Here is a 12,728-nt window from a genome sequence, read left to right on the forward strand (position 1 = left end):
TTGCCCGACCTGTTATGCAGGTGTATTCATGGTGGATGACGAAAGGGACATACGTCTTGCCGAAATGGGTCACAAACTTATGCGGATGGGTCAGTTACCACCAGCGGAACAGCAAGCGGGGTTTCGCACCGGTGTTCCCGGTGTTTACCTGTTGCTCTTGTGCGATGTGTGTCGTGATTTCGGGTTGCGGGATGCGGATCTGCTTGAAGGGTTGGGCATCAGCCGCGTGATGTTGTGCCAACCCGATAGCCAGATCTCGATGCTGACGGCCTACACGGCGGCACAGCGCGCCATCAGAAAACTCAGCGACAAGGGGTTGGGGCTGGCCTATGCCCGCGCATTTCGTGCCACCCTGATGGGGCCGGTCGGACTGCTCGCCCTGTCCAGCCCGTCGGTGCTGGCGGCGCTGGATGCGGTGATTCGCTTTACGGCGCTGCGCACCCCTTTTCTGACGGCCGCCTTCGAGGAAACGGAAGACCGTGTCGCGGTGCATGTGCGCTGCGATTTGCCGGTGAGTCGCGGGGTCATCCAGTTCTCCATGGAGGCCATGCTGGTGGGTCTGGCCAACGTGCTGGAACAGATGTGCGGGAAACGTATACCGGGGCTACGCATTCATATGGCCTGCCCTGAGCCGCCCTATTTTCGTCGATACAGGGACGACCTGCCTGCGCCCGTCATCTTCGATGCCGATTCCTGGTCGCTGGAAGGCGACCGGGATACCTTTCTGGGCGTGCCGCTGTTATCCAATCCGTCAATGGAAGTGTATGCGCGGGAACAGTGCGAACAGGAATTCATGCAGTTGTACGGCTCTCACACGGGTATTGCCGAGCGCATTCGTGACCACCTGTCACGCTGCGAGAGCGGCGAAGCCTTGCCCAGCCTGGAGCAGTTTGCGGACTGGCTGGGTGTCTCGACACGTACCTTGAAGCGGCGCTTGCGTAGCGAGGGCGTCAGTTTCCGGGAGCTGGTGGACGAAGAGCTGTATAGCCGGGCACGCCGTTTGCTGTCCCGCAGCCGTCTGTCTATTGCGGAGGTCGGTTACCAGCTGGGCTATCACGAGGCGGCGAGCTTCTCGCGCGCCTTCTCTCGCTGGGCCGGTATGAGCCCGCGGTCTTACCGGAACCAGCTCACTCATGACGTGCCGCATGCGGAGGCTGAGCGTTTTCGTCCTTGAGCCCGGGCGCCGGACTGTCTAGCCTCAGTGGTCCTGTCTTGTGATCACGATCTGAGGACCACAACAATGACCGAACTCTTTTCCATGACTGGCAAGCGTGTGCTGGTCACCGGCGCGTCGAGCGGTTTTGGCGCCCATTTTGCACGCGTACTGGCGGGGGCCGGTGCCGATCTGGTGCTGGCGGCACGCCGTGTGGAGCGACTGGAGGAAACCGCCGAGGCGGTGCGGGCCCTGGGCCGTGAAGCCACGGTCGTGCCGATGGATGTCTCGGACTATGCCAGTGTGAAAGCGGCGTTCGAGACCATGCCGCCGGTGCAGGTCGTGATTAACAACGCGGGCATCAACCGGATCAGTACCACCCATGAGCTGAGTGAGGGTGACTGGGACGCGGTGCTGGATACCAATCTCAAAGGCGTGTGGGCCGTGGCGCAGCAGGCGATACAGCGCTGGATGGCCGAGGGTCAGGGCGGCAATATCATCAACATTGCCTCGGTGCTGGGCCTGCGCGTCGGCCAGCAGCTGGGCGCTTACACGGCCTCCAAGGCGGCTGTGGTGCAGATGACCAAGTCCATTGCGCTGGATTATGCGCGCTATGGCATTCGCTGCAACGCCATCTGTCCGGGCTACTTCGAAACGGAGATCAATCGTGACTGGTTGCACAGCCCGGCAGGCGAAAAACAGATCAAGCGCATCCCGTTCCACCGTGTGGGCGACATGCCGGAAATGAGCGGCCCGCTATTGCTGCTGGCGTCCGATGCTTCCAGTTACATGAGCGGCGCGGCGGTCCCCGTGGACGGCGCGCATCTGTGCTCTACCCTCTGACGAATCACCAGGATCAATCTGATGGACTTTACCCTTCCCCCGCATATTGAAGCGCTGCGTCTGCAGGTCCGTGAGTTTGTGGCCGAGCATGTGATACCGCTCGAGCAGGACGCTGCCAATTATGACGGCCACGAGAACCTTGACGAGCGCATCGTGGCAGCACTGCGCGAAAAAGCGAAAGCGGCCGGGCTGTGGGCCTTCCAGATGCCGAAAAAACGCGGCGGCCTGGATGTCGGCGTGGTGGGCATGGCGGCGCTGTACGAGGAAGCCTCGCGGTCGCCGTTCGGCCCGCTGGCGTTCAACTGCTCGGCGCCGGATGACGGCACCATGATCCTGCTCAACAAGATTCTTTCCAGTGAGCAGAAAGACCGTTGGCTGCAACCGCTGATCGATGGCAAGGTGCGCTCGGCCTTTGCCATGACCGAACCGGATGGCGGCTGCGGGTCGGACCCGTCGCTGACCTATACCCGAGCCGAAAAGAAAGGCGATAAATGGGTGGTCAATGGTCGCAAATGGTTCATTACTGGCGCCGAGGGCGCGCAGCACTTCGTACTGATCGCCAAAACCGGCGACGACACCCGCAAGGGGCTGACGGCGTTTCTGTTCGATGCCGACCAGCCTGGCTGGGAGGTGGTGCGACGTATCGGCATCATGGGCCCGGAAGAGCATGGCGGTCATTGCGAACTGCGGTTCGACGGCCTGGAAATTCCCGACGAAAACCGGCTTCTTGAAATCGGTGATGGTCTGAAAGTCACCCAGATCCGTCTGGGCACCGCGCGTCTGACGCACTGCATGCGCTGGCTGGGCCTGGCAAAACGCTGCATGGAAATCGCCGGTGAATATGTGGAAAACCGCATGAGTTTCGGCAGCACCCTGGCCGAGCACGAAGGTGTGCAGTGGATGCTGGGCGAGGTCGCCAAGGACATTCATGTCGGGCGTCTGTTGACCATGCAGGCCGCCTGGAAACTGGATCAGGGCGATTTTGCCCGCAGCGAGATTTCCATGGCCAAGATCCATGTGGCGGATACGCTGCACAAGGCCGCCGATACGGCGATCCAGTTGTGCGGTGCGCGCGGCTATTCGAAAGATACCCTGCTGGAGTGGATCTATCGCTACGCCCGTCAGGCGCGTCTGGTAGACGGCGCCAGTGAGATTCACAAGATGGTCCTTTCCCGTGCCTACCTGAAGGAAAAGAACGATTTCTTCCGGTGGGGTGTATGAAGCCTGACGAGATCGAGCGCCTTGAACACTGGCTGACCGAACGTGCCGGTGAGCCGGTTTCACTGGGTGGCATCCGGGCCTTGTCCGGCGGCGCCATCCAGGAAAACTGGGCGGCGGATATCCAGTGCGGTGACGAGCTGATCGAAGCGGTTATTCGTTGTGATGCACCGTCCGCCGTGCCGGACAGTCTGGGGCGTGCTCAGGAATTTGCCCTGCTCAAGGCGGCCTATGCTGCCGGTGTGACGGTGCCAGGCCCCCTGTGGCTGGGAGACATCTCGGTACTGGGACGGGACTTTTTCATCATGCGCCGTGCCGCAGGCACCGCCGCCGGGCATCGGCTGGTCAAGGACCTGTCGCTGGCCCCGGATCGTGAAGCGCTGGTACGCCAGATCGGACGTGAGATGGCGCGGATACACAGCATCCGGCCACCACGCGAGGATCTGGATTTTCTGCCGGTGCCTGAAGACCATCCGGCGCTGGTCTTCATTCGTGAAAGTCGCGACTTCCTGGACAGCTACCACAGTGCCTTCCCGGCGCTGGAGTGGGGGCTGCGCTGGCTCGAAACCCACCTGCCCGAGCAAGCCCCCTTGTGTCTGGTGCACCGTGATTTCCGTACCGGCAATTACATGGTGAATGAGCACGGCCTTACCGCCGTGCTGGACTGGGAATTCACCAGCTGGTCGCAACCTCTGGAGGACCTGGGCTGGTTCTGTGCCCGTTGCTGGCGTTTCGGCCAGCTGGACGAGGCACTGGCCGCCGGGGGAGTCGGTTCCCGCGCCGCCCTGCTGGCCGGATATCAGGAGGTCAGTGGCCAGCAGATTGACGAGCAGGCGCTGTTCTACTGGGAAGTCTTTGCCCATGTGCGCTGGGCCATGATCGCCATCAAGCAGGGGGAGCGGCATATCTCCGGCAATGAGCCCTCTCTGGAACTGGCACTCACCGCGCATATCGTGCCGGAGCTTGAACTGCACATCCTGCGCATGACTGGCCTGTCGGAAAGGAGTTAACAGCAATGCGTATCCAGCCATCTGGTGCCAATCTGCTCGACACAGTGCGCACGCTGCTGCGTGACGACATCTTGCCGCATGTGCCGCGGGACAAGACCTATACCCTGCTCATGTCGCTGAACGCGCTGGGTATTGCCATGCGCCAGCTCGACAACGGCGACGATGCGGAAAACACGGAGTACGAAGCGCTGCGTGTGCTGCTGGACGAAGAGGGTTCCGCCGACGAACTGAACCGCATGTTCGCCACCCTGGTGCGCTCCGGCGCCGCAGACGCCGACGCAACACTGCAGGGCCTGCTCTGGCAGCAAACCCTGCAACGGGTCATCGAAAGCGCACCACGCTATCTGCGTCAGGAAGGGCTGCTCGGCCCGGATGTTTAGTCTGCCCTGTCGCAAAACATAACGAACATCTGGTCTCGTCGGGCGAACAGAAAGGAAGGCGTAACACCGAAATTGTCCCGGAAGGTGCGCGAAAGGTGTGCTGCATCCGAGAAGCCGGCATGGTGTGCGGCTTCCGTCAGGGAAGCGCCATCGAGCGCTGTCTCAATGGCCCGCCGGAGTCGGCGCCATAGCACGTAGCGTCTTACGGGGATGCCGATGGTGTCGGTGAATGCATGTGCAAGCCAGCTTTCCGAGGCCTGCGCGATGCGCGCCAGAGCGGCCAGCCGGACCGGCGTTTCCAGATGATCTCCCAGCCAGTCGAGCACGCGTTGCAAGCGTGGGTCAATCCTGTCGGCGCGAACGGCGGACAAACCGGGTAGCGCGTTGCAGAGGTCGTTGGCCAGCGCGACATCGTGCTGCCCCTCTGCCAATGCACGAAGTTGATCGAGCGGCAGCGCGCTCGTATTGACGGGAGCAATGCGGCCTCCCTTTTCGCCGATCAGGTGCTGTGCCAGCACCTCACACTCCTGGCTTTCCGGGTCGAAATAGAACATGGCCAACAGGCCCTGGTGTTGCATGATCTGATGCGATGTGTCCGACGGTATGAAGAAGGCCGGGCCGGGGGCGAGCAGATCGTCGTTGTCAGCGCGTATCTGCACTGGTGATGCATCAAGGCTGATACACAATTGGGCGGCATGGTGGCGATGGGCATGCGTATCCAGGCCCGGCCCGATAAAAAGCAGACGGTCCGGCCACAGGTAAAGCTGTAGTGCAGGCGTGATGGTCATGGTCTGCCAGTTTATTCAAGCGCCGCCTTGCCGGCCACCGGATACTGTCGGGGATGACAGATGCTGGAGGCGGGTATGGGATACGTAAAGTCGGTGGCGCGCTGGTTGGCCTGGCCGGTGCTTTTTTTCGGATTTGGTGGCGCCATCGTCATGGCGGGCGGCAGGGATAGCGGCGTTATCGTCATGCTGACGATACTGGCGGCCGCGCTAGGTTACTGCTTTCTGCTGGAGCGGCTGATTCCCTACCAGCCCGACTGGAACAGGAGCCAGGGTGATATCGGGAGAGATGTTCTGCATGCACTGGTCAATCTGACGCTCAATCGAGCCTCTCTGTGGCTGCTGCCTGTTTTCGCCATACTGGCCCTGGGTGGCGGGGTGTGGCCGCATCAGTGGCCCTATCTGCTTCAGGTGTTGATGGCCGTGCTGATACTGGATGCGGGGATTGCGATGGCACATCATGCCAGCCATCGTTTTTCATGGTTATGGCGATTTCATGCTGTCCACCATAGCCCGGGTCGGTTGTACGGTCTTAACGGACTGATGAAGCACCCGGTACATCAGAGTATAGAGGTGGGGGCTGGCGTGTTACCGCTGTTGTTGTTGGGTATCCCCTTCAATGTGGCGATCATCTTGCCATTTCTGGCCTCCATTGCACTGCTTTGCCAGCATATGAACGCGGATATTCGCACAGGCCCTTTGCGTTATCTGTTCGCGAATGCCGAGGTGCATCGTTTTCATCATCGCCGTCATGGCGAGGGCGACATCAATTTCGGCCTTTTCACCAATCTTTATGACCATGTGGCGGGCACTTTTCACTATCGATCTGGCGAAGCTCCCCGTGGCAGCCATGAGCTCGGCCTCAGAGGCCGCGAGGATTATCCGAAGGCGTATCTTGTGCAACTGCTTGAGCCGTTTCGGAGCGACAGGCGGCGTCGTGAGCCTTGATGGACAGACCCGGGCCCAGCGTCGATAGCACCTTGGTCAGTGTATCCAGTCGTGGATGGCCATACGGGTGGTATCAGTGCGGCGGGGCGGGGGAGGCCGGGCGGTAGCTGAGGGCTTCCAGCAGGTGCTGTTCCTGGAGGGTGTCTTCGTCGGCCAGATCGGCCAGGGTGCGGGCCACGCGGATCAGGCGATGCAGGCTGCGTGCAGACAGGCCCAGGCGCTCCATGCTGTGTTGCAGCCAGTCGCTGTGGGCGTGCAGCCAGGGGCTGAGTGTGGCCGGATCAAGTTGGCTGTTGAGTTGGCCCTGGCGGTGCAGCTGCCGTTGCCGGGCGGCGATAACGCGCTCGCGTACCGCGTCGCTGGTCTCGCCCTCATTCGGGCTGGCGAGGGCCGCGGCGGACACGGCTTCTACATCCAGGTGCAGGTCAATGCGATCCAGCAGCGGGCCAGACAGCTTTTGCTGATAGCGCCGCGCCTTGTCACAAAAGTAACCGCAGCTTCGTGCCGGGTCGCCCAGCCAGCCGCAGGGGCAGGGGTTCATGGCGGCGATGAGCTGGAAGCGTGCCGGAAATCGTGCCTGGCTTCTGGCCCGGGAGATATGCACTTCGCCGGTTTCGAGTGGTTCGCGCAGCACTTCCAGAACGTGCCGACTGAACTCGGGTAATTCATCCAGAAACAACACGCCGTGGTGCGCCAGCGAGATCTCGCCGGGCCGTGGCGTGCTGCCGCCGCCGACCAGAGCCGGGGCCGAGGCGGTATGGTGCGGCGAGCGAAAAGGCGGCAAGCGGAACTGTCCCAGGTCGCGCGACCGATGCAATGAATGCACGGCGGCGACCTCCAGGGCGGCCTCGTTGTCCAGTGGCGGCAGCAGGCCGGGAAGACGTTGGGCGAGCATGCTCTTGCCGCTGCCAGGCGGACCGCTGAGCAACAGCGAGTGGCCGCCCGCAGCGGCCAGCTCCAGCGCGCGACGAGCCTGGGGTTGGCCGCGCACGTCGCTCAGGCAGGGGGCCGAGAGGGGCGTGGCGGCAATAGTCGGTGCTGTGGCCGCCGCGATGATTTCCCGACCTTCGATATGCGAACACGCCGCGAGCAGCGAATCAGCGCCGTGCACAGCGCGATGCGCCAACGCCGCTTCGCTGGCGTTGCTGGCGGGCAGGATCAGGGCGCGGCCTGTGCGTTGGGCGGCCAGGGCCGCAGGCAATACGCCCTGCCCGGGGCGCAACTCGCCGCCCAGGGCCAGTTCGCCCAGACATTCGAAGGCATCAGGATCAGCGATGCGCAGTTGGCGGCTGGCGGCGAGGATACCCAAAGCGATGGGCAGGTCGTAGCGGCCACCGCCCTTGGGCAGCTCGGCAGGGGCCAGATTCACGGTGATGCGTCGCACCGGAAACTCGAAGCCGCTGTTGATCAGCGCCGAGCGTACCCGGTCGCGGCTTTCGCGCACGGCGGCTTCGGGCAGCCCGACAATGGAAAAACCGGGCAGGCCCGGGGAGAGGTGGGTTTCGACCTGGACATGCAGGGCGTCGATGCCCAGTAATGCGCGGGTGTGGAGCAGTGTGACAGACATGAAAAAGGCTCGCCGGATCTGATCCGACGAGCCTGACAAAGGTGGCCCGCGCTGTCTGTCAGTCAGCGCCGACGATGATTGTCAGTGTTCCGCCACACGAATACGGAAGAACAGGGCGTACAGGGTGGGCACGGCAATCAGCGTCAGTACGGTGGCGAAGGCCAGCCCGCCCATGATCGTGACCGCCATGCTGGAAAAGAATGCATCCCAGAGCAGCGGCACCATACCGAGGATGGTGGTCACGGCTGCCAGAAACACCGGACGCAAACGGCTGACGCTGGCATCCGTGAGCGCCAGCACCGCTTCCTTGCCGCTGTTGATCTGGGCGTCAATTTCATCCACCAGCACGATGGCATTTTTCATCAACATGCCGGAAAGGCTGAGGAAGCCCAGCAGCGCAGTGAACGTAAAGGGCATGCCGGTCAGCAGCAGGCCAAGCGTTACACCGCAAATGGACATGGGTACGATCAGCCAGATTACCGCTGGCTGGCGCAGCTTGCCGAACAGCAGAATGCTGATCACCAGCATGATCAGGAAACTCAGCGGCAATTGTGCGGCCAGTGATGATTGGGCTTCACGGGAGTCCTCGTATTCACCGCCCCATTCCATGCGGTAGCCGGGCGGCAAGGTGATGCCTTCGATGGCACCGCGCACGGCGCGGAACGCCTGGTCAGAGGTCAGATCTCCCTCCGGCTCGGCCTGTACCGTCAATGTGCGTACACGATTGCGTCGATGAATCAGAGCCTCTTCGCTGGTGGTGACGAAACCATCCACGACCTGGGTGACGGGCACATACGCTTGCTCGCTACCGCTCCACACCAGTCGATCGGCGAGGCGGGTAGCGTCGAGACGTTCGTAATCCGGTGGCCGGGCCACAATGGGAATCTGTTCATCGCCTTCCCGATAGGTGCCGGCTCGTACCCCGGCGGTGGCGAACTCCAGTGACTGGGCCAGCTCTGCACGGCCGACGCCGGCCACGCGTGCGCGCTCCTCATTGAACTGCGGCAGTATCACCAACTCGCGTTGTCGCCAGTCGGTGCGCACGTCGGTGACCCCTTCCGTGGCCAGCATGATGCTGCTGGCTTCATTGCCCAGGCGGCGCAACACATCAGTGTCCGGGCCGGAAAAACGGGCTTCGATCTTGGCGCCATCACCAGGGCCGAACATCAGGCGCTGGGTGTAGATCTCGGCGTCCGGGAACAGCGGCGGCAGCCTGTCGCGCAGTTCGTCGATCAGCGGCGGAATCTGGTTGCGGTGGCCGACGCGCACGATCAGCTGGCCGTAGGCGGTATTCGGTTGCTCTGGTGCATAGGTCAGCATGAAGCGACTGGCGCCCTGGCCGATAAAGCTCGACACCGACTGTACCTGCGGATACTCGCGCACCAGCTCATCGATTTTCGCCACATCACGCGCCGTGGCGCGAATATCGGTGCCCTGGGGCAGCGTATAGTTGACGTAGAACAGTGGCGTATTCGAGGCCGGAAAGAACGCCTGTTTGACGAAGCCGAAGCCGAACAGTGCCACCACCGTCAGGCCGGCCAGGGCCGCCAGGGTCTTGCCGCGGGCGCGCAAGGCCTTGCCCAATGCATCACGATAGAGCATGTAAGGCCGACCGGCATAAGGGTCCAGCTCGCTGGCGTTGGCGGCCACACGGAAAAAGTAGAAACCCAGCAGCGGTGTGGCGGTAATGGCCAGCACCCAGCTGAGCATCAGGGAAATTGCGATAACGGCGAACAGGGAAAACAGGAATTCGCCGGTCACATCCGGCGACAGGCCGATGCCGGCAAATGCCATGATGCCGATAACGGTTGCGCCGAGCAGTGGGATCTGTGTGCGTTTGGCCGCGTCACTGGCGGCATTTTTCGCCTGCATGCCGCGCTGCATGTTGATCAGCATGCCTTCGGCCACCACGATGGCGTTATCCACCAGCATGCCCATGGCGATAATCAATGCGCCCAGCGAGATGCGCTCCATCTCGATATGCAGCAGGCGCATGAACAACACGGTGCCGAGCACCGTCAGTAACAGGGTGGCGCCGACGACGATGCCGACCCGCCAGCCCATGGTCAGGCACAGTACGCCGATGACGATCAGCACCGACAACAACAGACTGAGAATGAAGCTGTTGATGGCATCGTCCACCACGACGTGCTGTTCGTAGATGGGGTGCAGGGTGACGCCCAGCGGTATGCGATTCTCCAGTGTCGCCAGATGCCGATCCACCGCGCGACCGACCTCGACGATATTGGCATCGGGCACCCCCGCCACGGCAAGTGTGAAGGCGGGTACGCCGTTGTAGCGAATCAGGTGGTCCGGCACTTCCGTGCTTTGCCGGTAGACATCGGCAATGTCCACCAGGCTGATCTGTTCCGTGGAGCCGGGGCGACCGATACGCAGACTTTCAATGCTGGCAACGGAGTCGAAACCGGGGCGGCTGGTCAGGCGGACACGGCGGTCACCAATGGTGATGGCGCCTGCACTTTCCACGGCATTTTCTGTCTGGATGGTGTTGAGCACCTGTTCAACCGGCAGCCCCAGTGTGGAAAGCCGCTCGTTGCTGATATCCACATAGATGGTTTCCGTCGGCTCGCCGGACGTGGTGACCTTGGCGACGCCCGGAACGGTCAGCAACTCTCGGCGCAGGAAGCGGGCCAGATTGCGGATTTCCTGGTCGCTGAACTCTGGCGCCGTGACGGCATAGAAAATGCCGAACACGTCACCGAAGTCGTCATTGATGCGTGGCGTACGTGCCCCCTCCGGCAGGTCGGGCCGGGCATCATTCACCTTGCGTCGCAGTTCATCCCACACCTGCGGCATCTTGCTGCCGTCGTACTGATCCTTGATCTGCACGGTAATTTCCGACACGCCGGGCATGGACTTCGAGGTGACGCGCTTGAGCTGCGGCAGCTGCTGCAGGGCAGATTCCAGCAGTTCGGTGACTTCTTCCTCGACTTCCTCCGCCGTGGCGCCGGGGTAGGAGGTCACCACCACCGCCTGCTTGAGGGTAAAGGCCGGATCTTCCAGCCGGCCGATCGATGACAGCGCCCAGAGCCCGCCAAGCAGACAGGCGGCAATGATCAGCCAGGTGTTGACCGGACGTTCGATGGAGACGCGGGCGATATCCATGGGGCGCTCCTTCAGTATTTTTCGAACGGGCGCACGCGCATACCGTCACGCAGGAAAACGGTGCCTGCGGTGACCAGCGTGTCGCCAGCGTCGAGTCCATCGATGATGGTGGCCTGGTCCAGCCCGAGCAGGCCGACCTTGACGGCGCGGGGTGAGACGGCGCGGCTTTCTTCATCGTAAATCCAGACACGGAACTCGCCGTCGGCGGTCATGTCCAGTGCGCCCACCGGAATCTGGAAGCTGGTGTCGGCGTGCGCACCGCGTGTGCGGATCTCCACCGTTACGGTCATGCCGGGCAGCACGTTGAAATCCTCCGGGCGCGGCATGCCGAAGCTGACCTGATAGGTCTGGGTCACGGCATCGGGCTCGGTTTCGTGCTCGCGGTATTCGAGCTTGAACGGCCGGTCCGGATGCTGTGAGAAAAAGGCGCTGACATCGAACAGGGATGCTTCGCTGGATATCCGCACCAGATGTTCCGGTACGTTGATATGCACCCGCAGTTCGGTGACATCCTGCACGCGCACGACGGTTGTGTTGGGCTGCACATTGGTGTGCCGGTCCACGAGTCGACGTGTCACCAGTGCATCAAAGGGCGCACTGATACGTGTATAGGAAAGATTTCGCCGTGCGTTATCCAGCGCCACGTCGGCCAGGTCATACTGGGTTTTGGCCTGGTCAAAGGCCGCCGGAGAGACGGTGCCACGTTCCAGCAGCGTGCGTTGGCGGTCCAGATCACGGCGTGCCTGCTCGCGCTGTACCTCGGCTTCGCGCACGGCGAGACGGTAATCGGTGGGGTCGAGCGCGGCAATCAGGCCGCCGGCCTGCACAACGCTGCCCTGTTGTACCGGCAATTCGGCGATCCGGCCGCCCACCTGGAAGGACAGGTCGACCGTGCTGACGGCGTCCACGCGGCCGACAAAGCGGCGGCTGGTCAGGCCGACATCGCCGCCCACCGTCATGACGCGAACCGGACGCAGGCCCGCGTCGTCGTCCTCAGGCGGCGTGTCGCCGCAGCCGCTGAGCAGAAACAGGCTGGCGCTGGCCAGTATCAGGGAAAGATGACGCAGGGTTTTCATGTCAGCAGCTCCTCGGTAAGGGCCAGCAAGCGACGATCAAGGCGTTGGCGGTGATCGGGATCAAGGGGGGACAGCGCCAGCAGGTCCTGAAACAGCAGGCCGTCGGCGGTGGCCCAGAGCAGCAGGGCCAGATCCAGATCGCCATCCCCGTTCTGCGCCACGATGCGTTCATACAATTGCCGGATATGCGCGCGCATCGGGTCCAGCAGTTGCGGTTTTTCTGCCGCGGCCGCCAGCACGGCCATGGCGACATCCGGGTCCAGCGAGCGGTGGGCTGGGTCGCGGGCGTGCATCATGGCGCGCAGCACGGAATGCGGTTTGTCCGTCAGCGATGCCTCCAGTGCCTCACGCGCGGCGGCGTTGCGCTCGATCAGTCGCTCAAGCATGCCATTGATCAGGGCATCCTTGTTCGGAAAGTGATACAGCACACCGCCCTTGCTCAGGCCGCTTTCGCGGGCTACAGCATCCAGCGTGACATGGCCGGCACCGTGCGTGGCGGCAATCTGCTGTGCGGCATCCAGAATCTGATCCCGGGTATTGGGTTCGCCGGGTGAGGGTTTTCGCCGTCGCATGTGGGTCTTCCGTCTGTTCCATACGGCCTGTTCTATACCGTCTGGTTGGT

The 12,728-nt window shown here is 62.4% G+C and carries 11 protein-coding genes; 6 read left to right on the forward strand and 5 right to left on the reverse strand.

Translation table 11 applies throughout. The features are described from left to right. Window positions 1–85: 85 nt before the first annotated feature. The 5 genes from DKW65_RS00815 to DKW65_RS00835 all read left to right on the forward strand — a co-directional run bounded on the left by DKW65_RS00815 (window position 86) and on the right by DKW65_RS00835 (window position 4,604). Window positions 86–1,174, forward strand: a complete 1,089-nt coding sequence (locus DKW65_RS00815; protein ID WP_162925628.1) for an AraC family transcriptional regulator — start codon at window positions 86–88, stop codon at window positions 1,172–1,174. A 66-nt stretch (window positions 1,175–1,240) separates the two neighbouring features. Next, on the forward strand, window positions 1,241–1,996 hold the full coding sequence (locus DKW65_RS00820; RefSeq protein WP_111655465.1) for an SDR family NAD(P)-dependent oxidoreductase: 756 nt from the start codon (window positions 1,241–1,243) through the stop codon (window positions 1,994–1,996). A 21-nt stretch (window positions 1,997–2,017) separates the two neighbouring features. Continuing rightward, entirely contained in the window at window positions 2,018–3,217 is a 1,200-nt protein-coding gene (locus DKW65_RS00825; RefSeq protein ID WP_111655466.1) for an acyl-CoA dehydrogenase family protein, read from the forward strand. Next, on the forward strand, window positions 3,214–4,224 hold the full coding sequence (locus DKW65_RS00830; RefSeq protein ID WP_111655467.1) for a phosphotransferase family protein: 1,011 nt from the start codon (window positions 3,214–3,216) through the stop codon (window positions 4,222–4,224). Before DKW65_RS00825 ends, DKW65_RS00830 begins: the two co-directional genes overlap by 4 nt. Window positions 4,225–4,229: 5 nt before the next feature. Continuing rightward, on the forward strand, window positions 4,230–4,604 hold the full coding sequence (locus tag DKW65_RS00835) for a DUF6285 domain-containing protein (RefSeq protein ID WP_111655468.1): 375 nt from the start codon (window positions 4,230–4,232) through the stop codon (window positions 4,602–4,604). Here DKW65_RS00835 and DKW65_RS00840 read toward each other — a convergent pair. Next, window positions 4,601–5,392: a helix-turn-helix domain-containing protein gene (locus DKW65_RS00840; protein WP_111655469.1), complete on the reverse strand. Its 792-nt coding sequence runs from the start codon at window positions 5,390–5,392 to the stop codon at window positions 4,601–4,603. The genes DKW65_RS00835 and DKW65_RS00840 overlap by 4 nt on opposite strands. Before the next feature lie 75 nt (window positions 5,393–5,467). Here DKW65_RS00840 and DKW65_RS00845 point away from each other — a divergent pair, with 75 nt between their 5' ends. Then, window positions 5,468–6,337, forward strand: coding sequence for a sterol desaturase family protein (locus DKW65_RS00845; RefSeq protein WP_111657464.1), 870 nt, complete (start codon window positions 5,468–5,470; stop codon window positions 6,335–6,337). Between the two features lie 73 nt (window positions 6,338–6,410). Here DKW65_RS00845 and DKW65_RS00850 read toward each other — a convergent pair whose 3' ends face one another. From DKW65_RS00850 to DKW65_RS00865, 4 genes are all read right to left on the reverse strand, one after another. Beyond that, window positions 6,411–7,904: a YifB family Mg chelatase-like AAA ATPase gene (locus DKW65_RS00850; RefSeq protein ID WP_111655470.1), complete on the reverse strand. Its 1,494-nt coding sequence runs from the start codon at window positions 7,902–7,904 to the stop codon at window positions 6,411–6,413. An 81-nt stretch (window positions 7,905–7,985) separates the two neighbouring features. Beyond that, entirely contained in the window at window positions 7,986–11,030 is a 3,045-nt protein-coding gene (locus DKW65_RS00855) for an efflux RND transporter permease subunit (protein WP_111655471.1), read from the reverse strand. Between the two features lie 11 nt (window positions 11,031–11,041). Continuing rightward, window positions 11,042–12,106, reverse strand: coding sequence for an efflux RND transporter periplasmic adaptor subunit (locus DKW65_RS00860; protein ID WP_111655472.1), 1,065 nt, complete (start codon window positions 12,104–12,106; stop codon window positions 11,042–11,044). After that, a complete protein-coding gene (locus DKW65_RS00865) occupies window positions 12,103–12,678 on the reverse strand; it encodes a TetR/AcrR family transcriptional regulator (RefSeq protein ID WP_162925629.1) in 576 nt (191 codons plus the stop codon). The genes DKW65_RS00860 and DKW65_RS00865 overlap by 4 nt, the downstream gene beginning before the upstream one ends. Window positions 12,679–12,728 lie beyond the last annotated feature (50 nt).

Source organism: Isoalcanivorax indicus (assembly GCF_003259185.1).
In the GTDB taxonomy this organism is placed as follows: domain Bacteria; phylum Pseudomonadota; class Gammaproteobacteria; order Pseudomonadales; family Alcanivoracaceae; genus Isoalcanivorax; species Isoalcanivorax indicus.